Source organism: Sphingobium sp. RS1, from assembly GCF_056156825.1.
The window spans coordinates 1,710,270-1,732,295 of the sequence record NZ_JBLZXE010000002.1 but is presented as its reverse complement, the minus strand read 5'-3'; the positions used below and the strand labels follow the sequence as shown (position 1 = coordinate 1,732,295).

General features: G+C 64.6%; 20 protein-coding genes and 1 tRNA gene. 10 read left to right on the top strand and 11 right to left on the bottom strand.

Translation table 11 applies throughout. The annotated features are described in order from the left end of the window. Nucleotides 1–8 precede the first annotated feature (8 nt). On the top strand, nucleotides 9–488 hold the full coding sequence (gene rplM, locus ACNHGR_RS10015) for a 50S ribosomal protein L13 (RefSeq protein ID WP_184266909.1): 480 nt from the start codon (nucleotides 9–11) through the stop codon (nucleotides 486–488). After that, the gene (gene rpsI, locus ACNHGR_RS10010) at nucleotides 488–1,024 is read left to right on the top strand and encodes a 30S ribosomal protein S9 (RefSeq protein ID WP_184266907.1); all 537 of its coding nucleotides are present in this window, start codon (nucleotides 488–490) and stop codon (nucleotides 1,022–1,024) included. The genes rplM and rpsI overlap by 1 nt, the downstream gene beginning before the upstream one ends. Nucleotides 1,025–1,105: 81 nt before the next feature. Here rpsI and ACNHGR_RS10005 read toward each other — a convergent pair whose 3' ends face one another. Further along, the gene (locus ACNHGR_RS10005; RefSeq protein WP_475285796.1) at nucleotides 1,106–2,002 is read right to left on the bottom strand and encodes a diacylglycerol/lipid kinase family protein; all 897 of its coding nucleotides are present in this window, start codon (nucleotides 2,000–2,002) and stop codon (nucleotides 1,106–1,108) included. A gap of 70 nt (nucleotides 2,003–2,072) precedes the next feature. Here ACNHGR_RS10005 and ACNHGR_RS10000 point away from each other — a divergent pair, with 70 nt between their 5' ends. Together ACNHGR_RS10000 and ACNHGR_RS09995 are read left to right on the top strand one after the other, a co-directional pair. Next, nucleotides 2,073–2,939, top strand: a complete 867-nt coding sequence (locus tag ACNHGR_RS10000) for a metallophosphoesterase family protein (protein WP_475285794.1) — start codon at nucleotides 2,073–2,075, stop codon at nucleotides 2,937–2,939. A 236-nt stretch (nucleotides 2,940–3,175) separates the two neighbouring features. Continuing rightward, nucleotides 3,176–3,958: a helix-turn-helix domain-containing protein gene (locus ACNHGR_RS09995; protein ID WP_475285792.1), complete on the top strand. Its 783-nt coding sequence runs from the start codon at nucleotides 3,176–3,178 to the stop codon at nucleotides 3,956–3,958. Between the two features lie 18 nt (nucleotides 3,959–3,976). Here ACNHGR_RS09995 and ACNHGR_RS09990 read toward each other — a convergent pair whose 3' ends face one another. Then, nucleotides 3,977–4,828, bottom strand: coding sequence for a class I SAM-dependent methyltransferase (locus ACNHGR_RS09990; RefSeq protein WP_475285790.1), 852 nt, complete (start codon nucleotides 4,826–4,828; stop codon nucleotides 3,977–3,979). A gap of 41 nt (nucleotides 4,829–4,869) precedes the next feature. Here ACNHGR_RS09990 and ACNHGR_RS09985 point away from each other — a divergent pair, with 41 nt between their 5' ends. From ACNHGR_RS09985 to ACNHGR_RS09965, 5 genes are all read left to right on the top strand, one after another. Next, nucleotides 4,870–5,619 (top strand): double zinc ribbon domain-containing protein, encoded by a 750-nt coding sequence (locus ACNHGR_RS09985; RefSeq protein WP_475285788.1) that lies wholly within the window; start codon nucleotides 4,870–4,872, stop codon nucleotides 5,617–5,619. 42 nt (nucleotides 5,620–5,661) lie between these two features. Next, the gene (grxC, locus tag ACNHGR_RS09980) at nucleotides 5,662–5,919 is read left to right on the top strand and encodes a glutaredoxin 3 (RefSeq protein ID WP_475285786.1); all 258 of its coding nucleotides are present in this window, start codon (nucleotides 5,662–5,664) and stop codon (nucleotides 5,917–5,919) included. Between the two features lie 5 nt (nucleotides 5,920–5,924). After that, the gene (locus tag ACNHGR_RS09975; protein WP_475288386.1) at nucleotides 5,925–6,755 is read left to right on the top strand and encodes a carbon-nitrogen hydrolase family protein; all 831 of its coding nucleotides are present in this window, start codon (nucleotides 5,925–5,927) and stop codon (nucleotides 6,753–6,755) included. Then, nucleotides 6,752–7,237: a DUF1178 family protein gene (locus ACNHGR_RS09970; RefSeq protein ID WP_184266894.1), complete on the top strand. Its 486-nt coding sequence runs from the start codon at nucleotides 6,752–6,754 to the stop codon at nucleotides 7,235–7,237. The genes ACNHGR_RS09975 and ACNHGR_RS09970 overlap by 4 nt, the downstream gene beginning before the upstream one ends. Before the next feature lie 34 nt (nucleotides 7,238–7,271). Next, nucleotides 7,272–7,348 (top strand) — tRNA-Arg (locus tag ACNHGR_RS09965). A gap of 119 nt (nucleotides 7,349–7,467) precedes the next feature. Here the strand turns inward: ACNHGR_RS09965 and ACNHGR_RS09960 are convergent. The 8 genes from ACNHGR_RS09960 to ACNHGR_RS09925 form a co-directional block, all read right to left on the bottom strand. After that, a complete protein-coding gene (locus ACNHGR_RS09960) occupies nucleotides 7,468–7,728 on the bottom strand; it encodes a hypothetical protein (RefSeq protein WP_475285784.1) in 261 nt (86 codons plus the stop codon). A 155-nt stretch (nucleotides 7,729–7,883) separates the two neighbouring features. After that, nucleotides 7,884–9,140, bottom strand: coding sequence for an MFS transporter (locus ACNHGR_RS09955; RefSeq protein ID WP_475285782.1), 1,257 nt, complete (start codon nucleotides 9,138–9,140; stop codon nucleotides 7,884–7,886). A gap of 143 nt (nucleotides 9,141–9,283) precedes the next feature. Then, nucleotides 9,284–10,927 carry a sulfatase family protein gene (locus ACNHGR_RS09950; protein ID WP_475285780.1) on the bottom strand — a complete coding sequence of 548 codons (1,644 nt, stop codon included), beginning with the start codon at nucleotides 10,925–10,927 and terminating at the stop codon, nucleotides 9,284–9,286. Beyond that, nucleotides 10,924–11,856: a formylglycine-generating enzyme family protein gene (locus ACNHGR_RS09945; protein WP_475288384.1), complete on the bottom strand. Its 933-nt coding sequence runs from the start codon at nucleotides 11,854–11,856 to the stop codon at nucleotides 10,924–10,926. The genes ACNHGR_RS09950 and ACNHGR_RS09945 overlap by 4 nt, the downstream gene beginning before the upstream one ends. A gap of 8 nt (nucleotides 11,857–11,864) precedes the next feature. Then, nucleotides 11,865–13,790, bottom strand: coding sequence for a glycoside hydrolase family 3 protein (locus tag ACNHGR_RS09940; protein WP_475285778.1), 1,926 nt, complete (start codon nucleotides 13,788–13,790; stop codon nucleotides 11,865–11,867). Then, on the bottom strand, nucleotides 13,784–15,493 hold the full coding sequence (locus tag ACNHGR_RS09935) for a glycoside hydrolase family 3 protein (RefSeq protein ID WP_475285776.1): 1,710 nt from the start codon (nucleotides 15,491–15,493) through the stop codon (nucleotides 13,784–13,786). The genes ACNHGR_RS09940 and ACNHGR_RS09935 overlap by 7 nt, the downstream gene beginning before the upstream one ends. Continuing rightward, nucleotides 15,490–17,196: an arylsulfatase gene (locus tag ACNHGR_RS09930; RefSeq protein ID WP_475285774.1), complete on the bottom strand. Its 1,707-nt coding sequence runs from the start codon at nucleotides 17,194–17,196 to the stop codon at nucleotides 15,490–15,492. Before ACNHGR_RS09930 ends, ACNHGR_RS09935 begins: the two co-directional genes overlap by 4 nt. Before the next feature lie 62 nt (nucleotides 17,197–17,258). Further along, nucleotides 17,259–19,634, bottom strand: a complete 2,376-nt coding sequence (locus ACNHGR_RS09925; RefSeq protein WP_475285772.1) for a TonB-dependent receptor — start codon at nucleotides 19,632–19,634, stop codon at nucleotides 17,259–17,261. A gap of 257 nt (nucleotides 19,635–19,891) precedes the next feature. Here ACNHGR_RS09925 and ACNHGR_RS09920 point away from each other — a divergent pair, with 257 nt between their 5' ends. After that, complete coding sequence (locus ACNHGR_RS09920) at nucleotides 19,892–20,956, top strand: LacI family DNA-binding transcriptional regulator (protein WP_475285770.1); 1,065 nt, start codon at nucleotides 19,892–19,894, stop codon at nucleotides 20,954–20,956. Here ACNHGR_RS09920 and ACNHGR_RS09915 read toward each other — a convergent pair. After that, complete coding sequence (locus tag ACNHGR_RS09915) at nucleotides 20,934–21,902, bottom strand: magnesium and cobalt transport protein CorA (protein WP_475285768.1); 969 nt, start codon at nucleotides 21,900–21,902, stop codon at nucleotides 20,934–20,936. The genes ACNHGR_RS09920 and ACNHGR_RS09915 overlap by 23 nt on opposite strands. Between the last annotated feature and the right edge of the window lie 124 nt (nucleotides 21,903–22,026).

Here is a 22,026-nt window from a genome sequence, read left to right as displayed (position 1 = left end):
TTGGCACCATGAAGGCGCTGATGAAGACCACCAAGCCGGCGACCCCGGCAACGGTCGAAAAGAAGTGGATCCTGATCGACGCGGAAGGCCTCGTCGTGGGTCGTCTCGCTTCGACCGTCGCGAATATCCTGCGCGGCAAGCACAAGACCAGCTTCACGCCCCACGTCGATTGCGGTGACAATGTCATCATCATCAACGCCGGCAAGGTGAAGTTCACCGGTCGCAAGCTGACCGACAAGGTCTATTACAAGCACACCGGCTATGCCGGCGGCATCAAGGAAACCACGCCCCAGAAGATCCTGGAAGGCCGTTTCCCCGAGCGCGTCCTGGAAAAGGCCGTCGAGCGTATGATCCCCCGTGGTCCGCTGGGCCGTCAGCAGATGCGCAACCTGCGCATCTTCGGTGGCGCCGAGCATCCGCACGAAGCCCAGAACCCCGAAGTGCTCGATTTCGCGTCGCGCAACCGCAAGAACAAGGTGGGTGCATAATGTCCGATAACCGCCAGTCTCTGTCCGACCTCGCGGCGATCGCTGCGAACGCCCCTGTCGCTGCCGCTCCGGCCGCCGTGGAAGCCGGTGAAGCGCCTGCCGCTCCGGTTCAGCCTTCGGCGCCGCTGCGCGATCAGGAAATCGACAGCCTCGGTCGCGCCTACGCCACCGGCCGTCGTAAGGACGCCGTGGCCCGCGTGTGGGTCAAGCCCGGCACCGGCAAGATCACGGTCAACGGCCGCGATCAGGAAATCTACTTTGCCCGTCCGACCCTGCGTCTGGTGATCAACCAGCCGTTCGGCGTGACCGAGCGCGAAGGTCAGTATGACGTGATCGCCACCGTCAAGGGCGGCGGTCTGTCGGGTCAGGCCGGCGCCGTGAAGCATGGCATCGCTCAGGCTCTGTCGAAGTATGAGCCGGCGCTGCGCAGCGCGGTCAAGGCCGAAGGCTTCCTGACCCGCGACAGCCGCGTCGTTGAACGTAAGAAGTACGGCAAGGCCAAGGCCCGCCGCAGCTTCCAGTTCTCGAAGCGCTAAGTTTCTTCGGAATACGAAAACAGGAAAGGGGCCGGATTTCCGGTCCCTTTTTTGTTGCTCTCTCCATGAGCGGAGATGGCGTTAGCCGCCGCTCGGCACTGCTACCTCGATCGCGCCGGCCGCGATCTTCACCGTTACGGGCGTCTTTGCCAGCACTTCGCCGTCGATCGAGATGCGCTGGCGCGGGACGGTGTCGATCCGGAACGATGCTCCGTGAAATTCCTCGGTATGGGCGTCGCGGTCGCGCAGTTTGAAGAATTTGGCGTACCAGTCCCAGGCGAGGCGCGGCTTGCTGCGGCCGACGACTGCCTGGATTGCGATTTCCCCGGTATCGACATCGGCATGGTCGGACAGTTCGACCCCGCCATGATAGGGGCCGTTGAGGATGCGCACCTCCGTCGACCACATGCGCCGCTCCTTCTCGCCATCGTCGATGGTCAGGCGGAAGGCGCGAAAGCCGACCGAGCATTTCACCGCCCAGAGCAGATAACCGATCCGCCCGAGATAGCGTTTCAGCTTGTGCGGCACGGTCTGCCCGATCATTGGTGAAAGGCCGAGCGAGGCAGCATTCACGAAATAATCCCGGTCGATCATCCCCAGGTCCACGCGGCGACGCTGGCCGGTGGCGATCGCCTGCACCGCGCCATCCAGGTCGAGCGGCAAGCCAAGCGTGCGGGCGAAACTGTTGGCGGTGCCGAGCGGCAGCACGCCGAACACGCAGTTCTTGCCGACCAGTTCGTCCACCGTGCCCGACATGGAGCCGTCCCCGCCGCCGACGATCACCATCGGTGCGCCGCTGTCCACGGCTTCGCGGACGGTGGCAGCCATCTGCTCCGGGTCTTCGACCGCATGGGTGGCGATCAGGCGGATGCCGGCGGCTTCCAGTTTCTCCTTGGCCTGCGCGAAATTATCCTGCCCGCGTCGGCTATGGGCGTTGACGACAAGGATGGCGTCTTTGGGAAGAGGGTTCGTTTCCATGCCGCAATAACTCCAGCGAAGGGATTCGGGTCCGTCGGGAAACCCTGTGGCGCGCAATCGTTACTCTGCCATGGCTCGCATCGCTCATCTGTCCGACATTCATTTTGGCGCGAATGATCGCAAGATCGTGGACGCCGCCACCGCCTGGCTGGAAGAAAGGCAACCCGATCTGGTCGTCATCAGCGGCGATTTCACCCAGCGGGCGCGGGTGGAGCAGTTCCGGCAGGCCGCCGCCTGGCTCAACCGGTTGCATGGCGCAGGGCTGAAGACGCTGGTGGTGCCGGGTAATCATGACGTGCCGCTCTATGATGTGGTGCGCCGCTTCGCCCGGCCGCTGGCGCGGTACAAACGCTATATCAGCAATGACCTCTGTCCCTTCTACGAGGATCGGGAAGTGGCGATCCTCGGCATCAACACGGCGCGGTCGCTGACGATCAAGGATGGGCGGATCAACCATGACCAGATGGACCTGCTGCGCGACCGCTTTGCGCAGGTGGCGCCGGACAAGACCCGCATCCTCGTCACCCATCATCCGCTGTTCGCCATGCCGATCGGCAAGGGGAGCGAACTGAGCGAGGCGGTTGGCCGGCATGACGACGCGGTCAAGGCGGCGTGCGAGGCCGGGGTGCATCTGGCGCTGGCCGGCCATTTCCACCGCACTTATGCGGAGGCCGCGCAGAAGATGGTTGAGCATAGCGGCGGCGCGCTGGTGATTCAGGCCGGCACGGCGACGTCGACCCGGCTGCGCAACGCGGAACCGCAAAGCTTCAACTGGCTGCATGTCCGCCGCAATAACGAGATCGAATTGCAGGTGATCGTGTGGGACGGTGCGGCCTTCCGCCGGGCGAGCCATGTCGAATATGCCCATGACGGCGAAGGCTGGGCATCGCGGGTCGTGGAAGATACACCGACGGTCGGGGATGTGGCAGTCGGTTGAGCGCGACCCTTAACTTCGCACATTTCCCGCTGATTTCGACATAATATGTGCGGAGTTGGACATTATCTTTCCTATCTGACGCGGCGTCTTCCCTAGGCGGTCAAGCAGTGATCAAGGGCTTATCACGAGGGAGGCTCTGTAGGACAGGCAAGGGGTCAGTGCGCCGTGCTTCTGCGACTTGAATACAAATTTTTTGGGGTAGCTGCCCGGATCGGAGGGACTTAGGTCTTCACCCTATGAGCATGCAGATGACCGATAGCGACTGGGCGCTGACCGAGAAGGAGAAGCAGACGCTGCGCCTGATCGTGCGCGGGCATGATGCCAAGTCGATCGCGCGCAGCCTGGATCTGTCCGTCCATACCATCAACGAGCGGCTGCGCGATGCGCGGCGCAAGATGGCAGTATCGAGTAGCAGGGAGGCGGCCCGGCTGCTGCTGGAGGCGGAGGGCGATGGGCAGGGTGCGGCGATCCCCCATTTGATCGGGGACACAGAAATAGGGGAAGATGCGGCGGCCACTCCGGCCGATCAGGATGCGGCGCCGACCGGCGGCGCGGGGCAGGCGGTTCGCCCTGCCCGGATCATCATCGGAGTAACGCTCATGATATTCGTTCTTGGCCTGCTGGCATTGGCCGCTACGCCGCAGAATATGGCTGTCGCCCCGACAGCCCCCGTTGCAGCCACTGCGGCGACCAATCCGCAGGTGGTGGATGCAGCCCGCCAATGGCTGATGCTTGTGGATCAGGGGAAATGGGATGACAGCTATCGCGGCACGACGGCCTCCTTTCGCAAGATGAACAGCGCGAAAGTCTGGGCCGATACGTCCGAAAAGGTCAGGGTGCCGCTGGGCGCCGTCCAGTCCCGTACCTTCCTTAGTCAGGAAAATCTGCCGGCGCCGCCCTATGGCTATGAGGTGGTGAAGTTCCGCACCAGCTACGCCAACAAGGCCGACGCGATCGAAACGGTCAGTCTGGACAAGCAAGATGGCGTATGGCGAGTGGCGGGCGTCACCATCGAGTGAGTGCGCGCCGGGGAAGGGTTATCCCTTCCCCTTGAGCGCCGCCGCGAGCGACACCGTCGCACTGCCGCGCTTGGCTGGCGCGGCCTGGCTGGGGTCGGGTTTCCAGCCGGACAGATAGACGATCGCCATCTGTTCGGCGGTGCGGCCGTCCGGATCGGCGGCGTCGGCGAAATGGGCCGCCGCGCGCATCAGCACATCGCGGGTGAGCGCGGACGGGCGTGTTGCCAGCGCATTGCCCGCGCCCATGAAGCGCAGGTCGTGCATCAGGCGCACCACATCGCCATAGCGGATGTTGAGCATATCCCCGTCCGCCACCGGCATGGTGAAGCCAGCGCGGCTGAGCAGGTCGCCGGCCGATCGCACATCGACCTGCGGATGGACATGCTGGCCGGGGCGATCGCCTTCGGCCGCGAGTAGGACGGCCTTGAGGCGCGGCAGGCTGCCCGCGCCGGCAAATGCCGCCAGCATCAGCCCATCGGGGCGCAGCACGCGCCGCATCAGGATCAGCGCGCCGGGCAGATCGTTCACGCTGTCGAGTGTACCGCAGGCGATGATGAGGTCGAAACTGTCGTCGGCGAAAGGCAGGGCGTCCTCGTCCGCCTGCACGCCGCCTGCTGCCCTGGCCGCCAGAAAGCCGGGATCGGCGCAGGCCACGCGCTTGCCCATCGCCTCCAGCGCAGCCTTCGCGCTGCCGTCCGGGCAGCCGATCAGCAGCACTTCGGGCAGGTCGCGCTGCACATCGGCCAGCCGGTCGAGCATTTCGTCCAGCATGGCGCGATGAAGAAAGTCATGCTCGGCAAAGCGGGCCAGCATGCGGTCGCGCTGGCGGGCGCGGCGGGCGCGGTCGAAAATGTCGGGGCGGGAATCCATGGCGGGCCTTGTGCATCGGGCGCGAAGTGCGGACAAGGCAGATGATGTCTGTCCTTCCGCTTCTCAAGGGCGTTTTGCAGCCTGTGGTCGATTATGCGCTGCCGCCGCGCTGCCCCGGTTGCGGCGCCATCGTGGGGGAGGATTTCGCCTTCTGCCTGTCCTGTTGGGGCGGCATGGAATTCTTAAGCGAACCCTGCTGCGCGCGCTGCGGCGTGCCGTTTCCGCATGAGATGGGGGAGGGGGCGGAATGCGGCAGTTGCATGGCTAATCCACCGCCATGGGACAGCGCGCGCGCCGTGCTGGCCTATGGCGATGTCGCGCGCACCGTGGCGCTGCGGCTGAAATATGGGCGGCGCATCGGTCTGGCGCGGCTGATCGCGCGACAGATGCTGCGCCATGTGGGGACGGAGGAGGCACTGATCGTGCCGGTGCCGCTGCACCGATGGCGCTTGTGGAGTCGGGGCTTCAACCAGTCGGCGCTGATTGCGGATCATCTGGGACGGCTGACCGGCTGGCCCGTCGACAGGCAGGCCCTGCGACGGATGAAGCGCACCGCGCCGCTGCGGGGGATGAACCCGAAGGCGCGGGCGAAGATGGTGCGCGGCGCGTTCGCGCTGGGGGAAGGGCAGGGCGTGAAGGGACGGCGCGTGCTGCTGATCGACGATGTTCATACCAGCGGGGCGACGGCAGCGGCCTGCGCCAAAGTCCTGAAGCGCGGCGGTGCGGCCGAGGTGCGGCTGCTCTGCTGGGCGCGGGTGCTGCCGGATGCTGTCGCCAAACCCGCTGATTGACAAAGCCCGGCTTTGCCCCAATTTCGGGGGAAAGGAGTTATCATGGCGAAGGTCGAAATCTATACTAAGGACTGGTGCGGCTATTGTGCACGGGCCAAGGCGCTGCTGACCGACAAGGGCGTGGCGTTCGAGGAATATGACATCACGCTGGGCGGGCCGAAGCGTGAGGAAATGCTGGAGCGGGCGCCCGGCTGGACCAGCGTGCCGCAAATCTTCATCGATGGCGCCCATGTCGGCGGCAGCGACGATCTGGCCGCGCTGAACCGCGCGGGCAAGCTGGACGCGCTGCTGGGACTATGAACAAGATGCGCGCCGCCCTGTTCCAGATGACCAGCGGGGTCGATCCCGCCGCCAACGCCGCCGCCATCGTGGAGATGGTGAAACGGGCGAAGGGCGAGGGTGCGGACATGCTGTTCACGCCCGAAATGGCCGGGTGCCTGGACCGCGACCGGGCGCGGGCGGCCAATACGCTGCGCAACGAGGCGGAGGATGTGGTGCTGGCCGCCGTGCGGGACGCGGCGGCGCGTGAGGGGCTGTGGGTGCATGTCGGGTCGTTGCCGCTGAAGGGCGAGCGGGCCGATGGGCGCTGGGCCAATCGCAGCTTCCTGATCGACGACAGAGGCGCGATCCGGGCGCGTTACGACAAGATCCATCTGTTCGACGTCGATCTGGCAACGGGCGAAAGCTGGCGCGAATCCTCGGTCTATGGACCGGGGGAACAGGTGGTTGCGGCCGATACGCCATGGGGGCGGATGGGCTTTTCCATTTGCTACGACATGCGTTTTCCTGACCTGTATCGCGCGCTGACCAATGCGGGCGCCACGATCCTGCTGGCGCCGGCTGCCTTTACCGTGCCGACGGGGCAGGCGCATTGGCATATATTGCTGCGCGCCCGCGCGATCGAGGCGGGATGCTATGTCATCGCGACCGCGCAGGTGGGGCAGCATGAGGATGGCCGCATCACCTATGGTCATAGCGTGGTGATCGATCCCTGGGGCGAAGTCCTGCTCGACATGGGCGAGGTAGCGGGGCTGGGGCTTGCGGAGATCGACCTGTCGCGCATAGGGGATGTGCGCGGGCGGGTGCCCGCCATCGCTAACCGCCGTGTCATACCCAAGGACGTGACTGTTTCATGATCGTGTTCGACCTGAAATGCGGGGGCCAGGGCCATGTGTTCGAGGCATGGTTCGGGTCCAGCGCCGATTATGAGGATCAGAAGGCGCGCGGGTTGCTGACCTGTCCCATGTGCGGCGACGCGGACGTGACCAAGGCGGTGATGGCGCCGGCGGTGGGCGCGAAGGGCAATAGCCGGGCCGAGGTCGTGCCCTCCGGCGTCGTCCGCGAAGAGCCGACCGCGCCGGTCATGAATGTCGCGGATCAGGCGAAGATGCAGGCGCTGGTCGAAGCGCTGGGGCAGGCGCAGGCCAAGGCGCTGGAAGGCTCCACCTGGGTCGGGCGCGGTTTTGCCGAACAGGCCCGGGCGATGCATTATGGCGAACAGGACCGCGCCAGCATCCATGGCGAGGTCGCCCCGGCCGAGGCCAAGGCGCTGATCGCCGAAGGGGTGGAGGTCGCGCCGCTGCCTTTCCCGGTTATTCCGCCGCAAGCTAAGAATTGACCGGAACCGCGCCGCGCAATAGAGCCGTCGCCGGGCACCCATAGCTCAGCAGGATAGAGCGTCGGATTCCTAATCCGAAGGCCACAGGTTCGAATCCTGTTGGGTGCACCATTTTGTTTTTGATCCTCGCATAAGCTCGGGGCGGCCGTTCAGCATTGCGAACCCTGACGGGTTCGATGTTGCACCCTCCGGATGCATCATTTTTATAGCTTCAAGCCGCTTTGTTCTGGTCAATGCTTTGTTGCGGGATTGACGAAGAGCAGGGCGCATCGTCGCTCGGTGTGCGCGCTGATGATCGCCCGTGCCCTCAAGCTACCAGCGACCATCGTGACCGGTTCATGGAGATCCGGGATAGCGGTGCCTGAGAACACCGCGCCAAATTCCGTGACCTTGTGAACGGTGATGGGACTGAGCACGGGACCGTGCTGCATCTCAGCGTGCAGCGCGCGAGGATTGGCCTTGAATTCGGACAGAATGGCACCCGCGTCCACGATTGCCTCCATGGATTGCTGGCGGCATTGGACGGCAACAGAGCTGAACCTGACGTGCATGTGCATGGTTAACGGTCAGGTTGCGGGGCAGCTTCCCCGGAGCGACAGGGCCGGTGACGGAGGCGATGGTGCCGGTCGCTGCCGTTTGAACCGGTCTAGCGGGAGCGGCGGACCGGGCAGATGGTGACGGCGCCCAGCAGAGCGAACAGGCAGCCGACGAAATAGATGGCGGCATAGTCATTGCCCTGCGCGCTGCCGATGGCGAGGATGATCGGTGCGATTGCGGGGGCGAGCGACTGGGGCAGGCTGTTGGCGATCTGGAACACGCCCATATCTTTCGCGCTGTCCTCCGGCCGGGGCAGGATGGCGGCGAGCAGGGCCAGGTCGACCGCGAAATAGAGGCCCTTGCCGATGCCGGCCATGGCGACGCCGATCAGGAATTGCGAGACGGACGGGGCCAGCGCGATGGTCAGGAAACCGGCGCCCTCCAGCGCGGCGGCGAGGAAGACCAGCGGCTTGCGGCGGCCGGTCCAGTCGGTGATGAAGCCGCCGACCAGCGAGATGGCGATGGTCGCGGTGGCGATGATCGCCATCGACTTCACCATCACCTGCGTCGCGTCCGCCTTTGCCAGCGAGAGCTGATCGGTCAGGAAGAAAAGCTGGTAGGTCAGCAGGAACGACCAGGCCATCATGATGAGGAAGCGGCTGCCAAAGGCCCAGCTGAAATCCCAGTCGCGGAACGGGGCGCCGATCGCGCGCAGCATGGCGATGGGGCCGAGGCGGCGCTCATCGCTGCCGTCGGCCGGGCGATCGGGCAGGATCAGGCAAAGTGCGCCGATGCTGACGATCGTGATCGTGAAGGGCGCCAAGAACATCAGCAGCGACGAACCCTGCGTATATTGGGTGATCCAGCTGCCCGCGAAGGTGCCCATGGTGGATGTCATGCCCAGCATGCCGGCAACCCGGCCCTGCCAACGGACGGGAATGATGTCGGGCAGGATCGGCAGGCAGCCGGCCTGCATCGCGTTGAAGCCGGCCTGACAGATGATCCAGCCCACGCCCAGCAACAGCAGATTGGGGGCAAGGCCAAGCAGCAGCAAACCCGCGCCGGCGACGACCAGCCCGCCCAGCAGCCAGGGGCGGCGACGGCCGAAGCGGCTGCGGGTGCGATCCGACAGCGCGCCGCAGATCGGTGTCGCCACCAGCGCGACGAAGCCGCCGATCGCCAGGATGATGCCCAGCCAGCGGCCCTTTTCCGCCTCGCTCGCAATGTCGCCGACGCGCAGCGCCAGCGTCATCACCACCGGCGTCAGCAGCGCGACCCAGATGCCGAACTGCGCCAGCACATAGATGGCGACGAAGCCCAACGACACGGCGGGGCGGGTGTTTTCCGGCGAAGGGGATGCGGTCATCGACGCGAACTTTCAAATACATGGCGGCGACATATCCGCCTGTTTTCCGTCATTGCGAGCGGAGCGAAGCAATCCATGTTGCGCCGGTGGATTGCTTCGCTTCGCTCGCAATGACGAGGTAAAGGAGGCATATTTCGATCCGGTCAGGGATGGTAGGTCTTGCCTTCGGCGTCCGCCTTTGCCTTGGCCGGGCTGTCGGCGAACAGGTCGTTCATCTTGGTCGGCAGATTGGGCTGCACATACCAGTCGGCCGGGAAATCGGCAGCATGCGGGCCGTCGATGTTGCGGTGGACAAGGCCGGAGCTGGTCTTGCGCGTATAGGGGACGACATGCGCGCCATCCTTGTTGGCGAGCTGGTCGAACAGCGCCTTGCGCAGCGTGATCTTCGTATCCAGCCATTTGGGATCTTCGATCAGATTGTGCATCTCGTCCGGGTCGGTCTTGAGGTCGTACAGTTCCTCCAGATCCCAGACGCCATGATATTGGATATATTTCACCCGGTCGCGCTCGATCGCGAAGGTGGTGGGCGTCTGCGGGAAACTCCATTCCCAATAATATTCATAGACGAAATCGCCCGGATTCCAGGTCTTCTCGTCAATCTTGCCCTCGGCGACGGGCAGGAAGCTCTTGCCCTCCATCTGGGCTGGCTTCGCCACATGGGCGATATCGAGGAAGGTCGGCGCGAGGTCGAGATTGCGCACGACGGCGGGGTTGGTCACGCCCTTGGGCACCATGCCGGGCGCCCAGACGATCATCGGCACCCGGACGGAGGGTTCATAGGCGTTGCGCTTGTCGATCAGCCCATGTTCCCCGATCAGGAAGCCGTTGTCGGAATAGAAGACCACCATCGTATTTTTATCGAGATGGTTCTTCTTGAGGTAAGCCAGGATGCGACCCAGGCTCTCATCCACGGGGGACAGGGTGCGATAATAGTCGCGCACCTGCTCCGTCATGGGATTGTTGGTGTGATAGGGGAAGTCGGCGCCGTGCCAGCTGTTGCGCTGGTTACGGACCCAGAGCGGTTTGCCCGCGTTGTTTTCCGGCGTGTCCGCCATGCTGGCGGGCAGGTTGATTTTCAGGTCGCTATATTGCGCCTTGTACCGGTCGGGCGGCAGCGGGTCGCTATGGACCGCCTTGTGGCTGAGATAGAGGAAGAAGGGCTTCGACTGGTCGCGGCCCTTTTCCAGCCAGTTCATTGCATAGTCGGTCAGTTCGTCGGTGATATAGCCGGTGCGCTTCACATGCGCGCCGTCGACGTTGAGCATCTGGCGATCGCCCGCCGCGATCTTTTCCGGCGATAGCTGCTCGGTCGGGAAATAGGTGCCCTGTCCCTTGAAGCTGACCCAGCGATCGAAACCCTCACGCGGCGCATCGGTGTCGAAGCCCATATGCCATTTGCCGAAGAAGCCGGTCTGATAGCCTGCCTGTTGCAAATATTTGGGGAAGAAGGTCAGCCCTTCCTCTGAACTATTGTTGTTGTCCACGACGCCATGGTTGCGCGCGGTCTGGCCGGTCAGGATGGTCGCGCGGCTGGGCGAGCAGAGCGAGGAGGTGACGACGGCATTGGGGAAATAGACGCCGTCCTTGGCCAGCCGGTCGATATTGGGCGTCTGGAGGCCGGGCGTCAGGAAGCCCATCGCGTCATAGCGCAGATCGTCCACCAGCACGAAGATCATGTTGGTCGGCTTGGGCTGCGGCGCGTTCACCGGCTTCGCAAAGGCGCCCGGACCCAGCAGGGTGCAGGCGGCGATTGCGGCGGCGCGCAGCGCGCGGCGGGCGTTGGTCATGGACGGGTTCCCTTCTTGTCCCGGATGATGCAGCGAAAGCCGATATGGCTGGTCGCGCTGTCCACCGCCTGCGGATGGCGGGCGGCGGGGCGATAGCGCTGGCAATAATTGGCGGCGCACAGATGCGATCCGCCCTTCAACACCTTGCGCGGAATGGCGATGTCGGGCGTGGCGGGATCGAAACTCTCCCGCTTCGTGCCGCCGCGCGGATTGGCGGGGACGCAGCAGTTGCCCTTCGCCTTGCGCTCGATCCGGGGCTGGGCGAACCAGTCGGTCGTCCATTCCCAGACATTGCCGATCATGTCGTACAGGCCATGGCCATTGGCCGGGTAAGTGCGCACCGGGGAGGTCCGCTCATAGCCATCCTCCAGCGTGTTTCCATAGGGGAAGGCGCCCTGCCAGTAATTGGCGAGCATCTTCCCATCGGGCGCCAGTGCGTCGCCCCAGGCATAGTCCGCGCCGTCTAGGCCACCGCGCGCGGCATATTCCCACTCCGCTTCGGTCGGCAGCGCCTTGCCCGCCCATTTGGCATAGGCTTCCGCATCGGCATAGGCGACATGGACGACCGGATGATCCTCCAGCCCCTCGATCCGGCTGTCCGGGCCATGGGGATGGCGCCAGTCGGTGCCGAAGCTGAACTGCCACCACTGGCTATAGTCTTCTAGCGATACCGGGCCACCGGTACGTTGGAACAGCAAAGATCCCGCCAATGCCATGGCCGGGTCCATGCCGGGATAATCCTTGGGGTCGGGCGCGATCTCCGCCAGCGTGACATGGCCGGTCGCCTCCACGAAGCGGGCGAAGTCGCGGTTGGTGACAGGCACCTCGTCGACCCAGAAGCCATCCACCTGTACTCGGCGCACTGGCGCTTCTTCCGGATAGAATCGGTCCGATCCCATCAGGAAAGCGCCGCCGGGCAGGTGGATCATGCCGTCCGTCACTGGGCAGCCTTCAGGACGATCCCGGCGCCGCGCGGATAGGCGGGGGCGGGGCCGTCATCGGGCAGGTCGGGGCTTTGCGCTTCGACATCGGCCATGGAGCGGGGGAGCGAGAAGGGCATATGCCCCTTTGCCACGGCGCGGCCGGTGACGACATCCAGCACGGCGGCATCGCTGGCGCCGAAGGTGACGAGCATGGCCTTGGCCATTGGTTCGATCGCGGTCAGAATCGCGGGACGGTCCATCTCCACCGCGACGATGGTGGGGACATGGGCGGAGGCGCGGCGCAGCGCCTGTACATCCTTGTCATCAGCGCGGAAGTCCAGCCGGCCTTCATGCTGGCGCGCGCCGAAGAAATGATGCGGGTGCAGCGTTTCGAACGGGGTCGCGGTGCGGACCAGCGCGATGTCGGCCTGGGCCGGGTCTTCGACCACAATTAAGCCGGCGGCGCGGGCGGCGGTGGCATCGACATTGTGCAGCCAGATGCGCTTGCCCGGCGCGACCGGCAGGGTGGCGCCGTCATTGCGCAGCAGCACCTGGCTGGCGCGCTGGATGGCTTCGGCTTCGGCCTGTGCTTGGCGATTGCCGACGATGCGGGCGGCGGCGGCTTCATCGACATAGGGATTGTCGAACAGCCCCTGTTCGAACTTCAGGCGCAGCACGCGGCGGACCGAGTCGTCGATCCGCTTTTCGCTGACGAGGCCCTTGGCGACCGCGTCCAATATGGGGGCGGGATCGTTCGCGCCGCCGAACTGGTCGATGCCGGCGTTCAGGCCTTTGGCGAAGCGGGTGGTCTTGTCGGCGGTTTCCATGCCCCATGGCGTGCCGATCGACGCGGGTGTCTGCGGGTTCTGCGCGTCGGGGGCCATGCAGGCCTGCGGGCAATCATTGGTGATCGACCAATCGGAGACGATCAGGCCGCGATAGCCTTTTTCCCCGCGCAGCAGGCCGGTCAGCAACTGCTTGTTGAAGCCGGCGGCGACCGGTTCGATCGGCTGGCGCGCGATCTTCGGGCCATGGACTATGACATAGGTGGGCATGACGCCCGCGCTATGGGCGGCGAGGCTGTCGTCAAAGGCGCGGATATGCTGGGCGAAGGACGCGTCAGTTAAAGGTGCGTTGCGGCCATAATGATTATGGCCGTCAAAACCCTCCGGCTCCGCGCCATAGCCGACCCAATGCTTGACCACGGTGGCGACGCCATCGGGACGGACGCCGGTACGGCCATGCTGGAAGCCATCGACATAGGCGCCGGCAAGGCGCGACACTTCGGCCGGATCGGACCCGAAGGTGGCGGCGAAGCGCGGCCAGCGCGGTTCGGTGGCAAGGTCCGCCTGTGGCGAGAGCGCCATATGGATGCCGACGGCACGATATTCCTGCCGCGCGATGTCGCCGAAGCGGCGCACGGTTTCCGCGTCACCCAGCGCGGCGAAGCCCAGCGTGTCGGGCCAGAGCGAGAAGCCGCCGCCGGTGGTGCTGGCGCCCAAAGTCGCCTGAAAATGGTGGCGCGGGTCGGTGCTGATCGTGGCGGGGATGCCAAGGCGGCTGGCCTCCGCCAGTTTCTGCACGGCGTTGTTCTGCGCGGCCAGTTCTGATGGGGATACGACCAGGCGGGTGATGAAGCTGGTGATGTGGCGATCGTTCAGCAGCCTGGCGGTCGCATCGGCATCATAGGTCTTGCCGGCGAAACCGATGGCGGAGCCGGGCGTGGGCAGGGTGCCGTGCAACAGCATGCCGGCCTTTTCCGCCAGCGTCATCTGTTTGAGCAGATCCTCGACGCGGGCGTCGATGGGTGCGCGAACATCCTCATAAGGGTCGAGCCGGCCATTATGGTTGAGGTCGCGCCATCCCGACGACGACGGCGCACCTGCGCCGCCCAGCGCCACCACCAGCAGCGACGCCGCCACCAACCTGCGCATCACCATGATAATTGTTCCCTCCCGCAAAAGGCGTCGACCGGGCTGTTTCCGGTGAAGGGCGCGTCACCCACCAGTCGTTCCACCAGTGCCGCCTGAACATCGGGCAGCGAGGCATAGGCGTTGATATAGGTCGCGAAATTCGGCGCGTCATACAGATAATAAGGCTGGCCGAAGGAGATGAGCAGGGTCGGGATTTCGCGGTTGAACTGGATCATCCCGTTGCGCGGGCTGGCGTGCAGCTTGGCGAAGTCGAGGAAGATGTGGCTGAGCGAAGGCGTGGCTTCCTGCCCGATCAGATAGAGGATGAGGTCGGTGTCATCGGGCGTCGGCATCGCTTCGGGATCGAAATGGCGGACGACAAAGCCCCGGCTTTCGAGGCCGACGATCAGCGGCGTGAAATCGCGCTCGGGCGCGCCGGAAAAGAAGCTGGCGCCTTCGTCGCCAATAAGGACGACACGCTTGTGCCGGTCCGGTGCGATCGGGATCAGCGCCTCTCGATCCTTGACCAGGGTGACGCTGCTGGCGGCGGCGCGGGCGGCCTGATCGAGATGGGCGGGCTGGCGCAGCAGGGCGCGGGTCTGATCGACCGGGGCGATGCGGTCGTCCGGGGTCATGCGGTGCAGACCCAGCCTGGCCTTCAGCATCAGGAAACGGGTGACGGCATCGTGCAGGCGCTGCTCCGAAAGACGCCCGTCACGCAGGCCCTGTAGCATGAAGCCCATGTCGGCGACCGGATCGCGGCTGAACAGGAAGACATCGCAGCCGCCTTCGATCACGGCGGGGACGGCTTCGGCACGGGCCATCCAGCTGGTGAGGCCGCCCATGACGGTGGCGTCGGACACGATCAGGCCGTCAAAGCCCAGCTCGCCGCGCAGCAAATCTTCGTTGAGCAGGCGGGATACCGACGCCGGTTCAAACGCCTGCGCCCCAGCCTGCGACAGTTTTTCGCGGATATAGGCAGGCAGGGCGATATGCGCGGACATGATCGTCATCACGCCGTCATCGATCAGCGTGCCGAAGATGCGGCCGAAGGTCGCGCGCCATTCGTCCATGTCCATGTCGTTGACGCTGGTGACGAGATGCTGGTCGCGATCGTCAAGGCCATCGCCCGGCCAGTGCTTCGCGCAGGCCGCCACGCCCTGTGCCTGTAGTGCGCGCACATAGGCGCGGGCCTGCGCCAGGATGCGGTCGGGGTCGGAGCCATAGGAGCGGGTGCCGACCACCGCGTTGCGGAAGGCGCGGTTGATGTCGACCACGGGGGTGAAGGACCAGTTATAGCCCAGCGCCCGGCTTTCCTGCCCGACGATGCGGGCCAGGTCGGCGCTCAGGTCCAGATCGTCGCAGGCGGCGATGCCCATCTGGTTGGGGATGGCGGTGGTGAAGGGCGCGCTGACCGTGCCGCCCTCGATATCGCCGGACAGGATCAGGGGCACTTCGGACCGCTCGACCGCATGGCGCGTCGCGGTCCAGGCGGCGTCGAGATCATGGGTCGGGAAACGATGGATGCCCCCCGGCGCGTGGCCAATCAGACCATCGGTTTCCGCGATGCTGTCATGGCGCGCGGACAGGACGAAGAGCTGCGCGATCTGCGCCTCGACGCTCATCGCATCGCGGGTATTTTCCACCCAGGCCATGTCCTCCGGGGAGAGGAACAGAGGACTGGCACTGGGTGAAAGGGGAGAAGACAGAGTGGAGATGGCGTTACTCATTTCGGATCGGTGAAGGCGTCGTCATAGCGGGCGCGCCTGGCGAAGATTTCGGGTGGCTCGGCGAGCGGCGGGGTGCTGTATTTGCGGGCCTCTCGCCACCAGAGCGCCTTCATCTCCGCCAGCTTGGCGGGATGGCTGGCGGCAAGGTCGGTGCTTTCGGAAAAATCCTTCGACAGGTCGAACAATTCCCACCGGTCCTTCGCGAAGTCGGTGCCATATTTGTGCATCGCGACCGCGCGCCAGTGGCCCGCCGTGATCGCGCGTTGGCCGCGTAGTTCGAAATATTGGACCGGCCGGGTGGCTGCCTGCGGATTGTTGAAGGTGGCGCGGATGGAGCGGCCGGCCACGGGCACCTGCGCTACGCCATCGAGGCTGCGGGCGAAGCCGGTGCCAGCGGCGTCGAGCAAAGTAGGGGCCAGGTCGATCGGATCGACCATCTGTGTGCGCACGGCGCCCTTGTCCCGGATGACGGCCGGCCAGGAGAGGATCATCGGCGTGCGGACGCCCCCGGCATAAGGCCACACCTTGTAACGGCGGAACGGCGTGCCGCCGGCCCAGGCCCAGGGGCGGGGATATTCGGGTTGCAGTTTATCCGTGCCGATATCGTCGATGCGCGCCCGCTGCTCGGCGAAGCTCAGCTTGTTGGGGCGGTACATCTTCTCGAAGCTGCCCTCCTGACCCGCTTCGGACGCAGCGCCATTGTCGGAGATCAGCAGGATGATGCTGTTGTCATATTGGCCGCTGTCCTTGAGTCGCTGAACGACCCGGCCGATCTGCGCGTCGGCATGTTCCAGGAAACCTGCATAGGTCGCCATGTAACGGGCGAAGACGGCCCGTTCGTCGTCGCTGAGTTGATCCCAGGCGCGATCGCCGGCGGCGCGGATCGTGTTGACGGCGTTGGCAGGGATGATGCCGGACTTTTGCATCCGTTCGAAGCGTTCGGCGCGCAGCGCGTCCCAGCCCTTTTCATAGGTGCCACGATAGTGGTCGATATAGGCGCGGGGGGCCTGCAACGGCGCATGGCCAGCGCCCATGGCGAAATAGAGGAAGAAGGGCTTGCCCGCCGCATCATCGATATCGGCGATGGCATGGTCTGCCATATCGGTGGAGAAATGATAGCCCGGCTTGTCGGGCTTGGGCAAAGTGCTGTTCCCGTCGATCAGGTCCGGATGATATTGATCGGTCCAGCCGAGATAGAAGCCATAGAAACGGTCGAAACCGCGCTGGAGCGGCCAGCTGGCATTATTGCCCGCCGTGCCATCCTCATATTCCGGGCCGAGATGCCATTTGCCCACGCCATAGGTGCGATATCCCGCGGCTTTCAGCGCCTGCGGCAGCATCTGGGCATTGGTGGGCAATTCGCCGCGGTCGCGGCTCATGTCGGTGGTCCGCTTGTTGGTCGGCAGGTCTGCCATGCGCACTGTCTGGTGATTGCGCCCGGTCAGCAGCGCCGCGCGGGTGGCGGTGCAGATCGCCTTGCTGTCGAACCGGTTGTAGCGCAGCCCGCCCGCCGCCAGCGCGTCGATATTGGGGGTGCGGATTTCCGAGCCAAACGCGCCAAGGTCCGAAAAACCGACATCGTCGAGGACGATAAGGACGATATTAGGCTTGGTAGGTGCCGCAGGCTTGGGTGCGGCCTGCGCCCCGGACAGGCCGATCGCCGCCGTCAGCATCGTTGCCGCCATCAGGATGCGCTTGCCCATCTGTCCTGCTCCGTACCGAGAGAAAAGGAGGCGCGGCGGCAGCGACCGCCGCGCCCGACCGATCAGAACTTCACGCCCAGCGTGGCGCCGAAGTAGCGGTCCGCATCCTTGTTGAAGGTGCCGACCAGATCATAATTGCCGCCCAGGAAGGAGGTGTGGCCGATGCTGGTCAGGTAATTTTCGTCGAACAGATTCTTGACGAACAGGGTCAGGCTGTAGCGGCCGTCAATCTGCTTCACGCCGATGCTGGCATCGACCAGCGCATAGGCCGGCTGTTCCAGCAGCGGGTCCTGCTCGACCGAGAAGTTCATCGCGCTCTGGAAATTGACGCCCACCTGCGCGAAACCGGCAAAGTCGGTGCCCGCAATGTCCGTCTCATAACGAGGCGCGATGCTGATCTTCCACTTCGGGCTGACCGGCAGGGTGGCGCCGCGCAGATTCTGCGTCGGGGTGACGCCGGCGGCCGTGCGATAGCAGACATTGATCGGCGTACCCGACATGATCGGCGCGGTGGCGGCGATCTGCTGCGGGCAGTTCAGGCCATCGATATCGATCTTCGCATCCGAATAGGTGACCGCACCGGTCAGGCTGAAATGATCGTCGGGGCGCACGGTGGCCTCGACTTCAAAGCCCTTGGTGCGCGACTTGCCGGCGTTGGTCGACACGAACTGGACCACGCCCGATGCGATGTCGGAGCGGTTCGCCTGCACCTGAAGATTGCTATAGTCGGCCAGGAACAGCGCCGTGCTGATGCTCAGCACGCCATCGGCGGTGCGACCCTTGAAGCCGACTTCATAGGCGTTGACATGTTCCGGCTCCAGCACGCGCTGGTTGGCAAGGTCGGCGGAGATTTCCATCTCGTAGCCCAGACCCTTATAGCCACGGGTGTAGCTGCCATAGACCTGCGCATTGCGGCTGAATTCATATTGCAGGCCTGCCTTGCCGGTGACGGCGGTGTCGCTGGCGGTGATGGAGCCGCTGGTCGAGGCATTGCCGGGGAAGATCACATCGCCCGCCACGATCGGGGCGGTGCGGGTGCCGCTGTTGGTGCCCTTTTCATATTGCACGCGCAGGCCGCCGATCGCCTTCAGGCCGCCGGTGATGCGATAATCGACCTGACCGAAGGCGGCGATGCTGTCCTGCTTCAGGCGGATGTCGCTCTTGGCCGACTGCCAGATGATGTTGCTGGTGGCGCAGGGTTCGCCGAAGGTGCCGGCGGTGCAGCGGGCGCGGCGGCGATCGAACGGCCGTTCGATGTCGGAATGCATGTAGAAGACGCCGGCGACATAGTTGAGGTCGCTATTGCCGTTATTGGCGACGCGCAGTTCCTGGCTGAAGGCCGAAAGGTCCACGATGCCATGGTTCTGGCTGAAATAGGCATAGGTGGCGTTGCTGCCGACGAACAGCGGCACGTCGCTGTTGATGCGCTCGATCGGCTGGTTCACATCCAGATAATATTTCTGATAGGCGCTGATCGACGTGATCGTCGCGCCGCCCAGATCCCAGTCGGCCTGAAGCGAATAGGTCTGCTGCTTGCTGTTGGACCGGGTTACCGTCTCGTCATTGAGCGTGCGGTTGTTGCGGGTGGCGTCGATCGGGCCGACCAAAGTTTGCAGGTTCGGGTTGGTGATCGCGATCCAGGTGGAGGCGCAGCAATCGGCATCCGTCTTGCGATATTCGGCCGCGAACAGCAGGTTCAGATTTTCGGTCGCATCCCATTCCAGCTTGCCGCGCACGCCCCAGCTCTTCGAGCCATTGTCCCAGCCGCCGGTCGCGATGTTGCGGGCGACGCCGCGCACATCATTGTAGAAGCCGGTGACACGGGCGCGCAGCGTGTCGCTGATCGGGCCGGACACGGTGCCACGGGCGCGATATTCGCCATGTTCGGCGATGGTCGCTTCGGCCTTGCCCTCAAAATCGCGTGAGGGGCGGGCGGTGGTGACGTTGACGACGCCGGCGGTGGCGTTCTTGCCGAACAGCGTGCCTTGCGGGCCGCGCAGCACTTCGACCCGCTCGATGTCGGCAAGGTCGGTGAAGCCCTGGGTCTGGCGCACGGCGACGACGCCATCGACCACCGTGGAGACGGAGGATTCGACGCCCTGGCCGAACAGCGCGGTGCCGATACCGCGGATGCGGAAGCTGCTGTTGGTGGGGGTGGCGCCCTGCTGGAAGGTCAGCGACGGCACGGCCTGCACCAGCGAGCTGCTGTCATTGATCTGGCGGTTGGCAAGGGTGTCGGCGCCCACGGCTGTCACGGCCAGCGGCACGTCCTGAAGGCGCTCGGCGCGCTTCTGCGCGGTGACGACGATGTCGGTGCCGTCCTGCGGCGCCTGTGGCGCGGCGTCCTGCGCCATCGCGGCGGCAGGGGCCAGGGCGATGCCCAGGCTGAGTGCGGACACCGCGGCGCGGCGCAACGTCATGATCTTGGAAAAGCGCATATATCCTCCCCTTGTCCGGCGCCTGTATCGACGCGCGGTCGTGCAAAATGAAACCCACCAGCGGTTGACCACTTGGTTGTAGCGCTAAATCTGCTCCGCCGCTGTGGATGTCAACAGCAATATTTTAGCGCTACATTTTTCCCAAAAGTTGCGGATTTTCTGCAACACGGGCTGCGGCATCCATTTGCAACCGCCCGAAATATAGCGTTAAACAGGCGACGAAGGCGCGGGGTGCGCCTGTCAGGGAGTCGTCCATCATGGCCCGTTCGGGGCGCCGCGCCAGTCAGGCCATCACCATTCAGACCGTTGCGGATCATGCCGGCGTATCGGCCATGACCGTATCCAACGTGTTGAACAACAGTCCGAAAGTCCGGCAGAGCACGCGCGATACGGTGATGGCGGCGGTGCGCGAACTTAATTATGTGCCGAACATGGCGGCGCGCTCACTGGCCAGCGCCAGCGCGACCCGGATCGGCCTGCTTTATCGCAATATCGAAAATGCGTTTCTCAGCTCGATCCTGGTCGGCGCGCTGGATGCGACCAGCCGACTCGGCGCGCAACTGTTGCTGCGCCCGTTGGAAAGCGGCGACCCGAAGGAAATCGCGCAGCAGATGCAGGGGCTGGTGGAAAATGGCGCGCATGCGATCCTGATCGTCCCGCCCTATTGCGAGGTGGCCAATCGCCACGGCCTGACCCGCGATTTTACGGTGCCGGTGGTGGCGATGTCACCCGGCGACGCGCTGCCCGGCGATCATTGCGTGCGGATCGACGATTTCGGCGCGGCACGCGATATGACCGCCTATCTGATCGGATTGGGACACCGGAATATCGGCTTCATTCGGGGGGGCGTCGGGCATCTCATCCACCGAACGCGCTGCGAAGGCTATCAGGCGGCGTTGCGCGAGGCGGGCCTGCCGATCCGGCCGGACCTGATCGTGGCGGGCGACATGAGTTTCGAGTCGGGGCTGGCGGCCGGAGAGGCGCTGCTGGACCTGTCCGACCGGCCGACCGCCATCTTCGCCAGCAATGACGACATGGCCGCCGCGATCGTGTCACTGGCGCATCGGCGCGGTCTGGACGTGCCGCGCGACCTGTCGGTGGTGGGTTTCGACGATACGCCGATCGCGGTGAAGATCTGGCCCTCGCTGACCACGGTCAAGCATCCGGGTAAGCAGATTTCGGCGCAGGCGGCCACGCTGGCGATCGCTCTGGCGCGGGGTGGGGCGGGCGATGGCGAGCGGGTAAACGACTATCTGCCGCACGAACTGGTGATCCGCGAGTCTGTGGCCCCGCCCGCGGCTACAGCCATTTCAGCTTCTTGAACCGGCTGTAGAGCAGGGTGCAGATGATCGCGATCACGCCCAGCACCACCGGATAGCCGTAAAGGCTCCTGAGTTCGGGCATATGCTCGAAATTCATGCCGTAAATGCCGGCAATCGCGGTCGGCACCGCCAGGATCGCGGCCCAGGCGGCCAGTTGGCGGGTGATGTCGCCGGTGCGCTGTTGTTCCAGCAGATTGCTGGATTCGAATACGCTGTTCAGAATCTCGCGCAGGTCGTCCACCATCGTCTGCACCCGGCGGACATGGTCGCGCACATCGCTGAAATAGGGGCGGGCTTCCGGGTCGATACTGGGCAAGTCCATCTTCACGAACTTGGTCGCGACCTCCTGCATCGGCACCAATATGCGCTGGAACCGGATCAGCTGGCGGCGCAGGCTGAAGATGCGAGTAATGTCTTCGCGGCGCAGGAAATGATCGATCATCTGCTGCTCCATCTCCAGCACCTCTTCCTCGATCCCTTCGATGATCGGCAGATAGCCGTCGACGATGAAGTCGAGGATGGCGTGCAGCACATAGTCGACGCCCTGCGCGAGGCGGGAGGGCACGGCCTCCAGTTCCTCGCGCAGCGCCAGATGGGCGCGGGCCGATCCGTGCCGAACGCTGATAATATGGCTGGGGCCGACGAACAGCGCGGTTTCGCCATAGCAGATGGCGTCGCCTTCGACATGGGCGGTGCGCGCGACGACGAACAGCTGGTCGCCATAGATATCGATCTTGGGCAACTGGTTGGCCTTGATCGCATCCTCCACCGCCAGCGGATGCAGGCCATAGGTTCTGGCCAGAATCTGCATCTCTTCCTCGGTCGGTTCGGCCACGCCGATCCAGATGAATTCGGACTTGTCCGATGCGCAGTCGATCCGTTCGTCGATCGCCACCGGACGGACCCGCTGGCCGTGGCGATAGAGATAGGCGGCGATGACGGTCATGGCGCTCTGTTTCCCTTTGGTTTCCGTTCGCTAGCAGACAATGGAGGCGACGTCCCGCCTTTCGCCGCATCGCGCCTTCAGTCCATATGATTTTTGCTGAAGGGGCTGGTCGTTGACTTCGCCA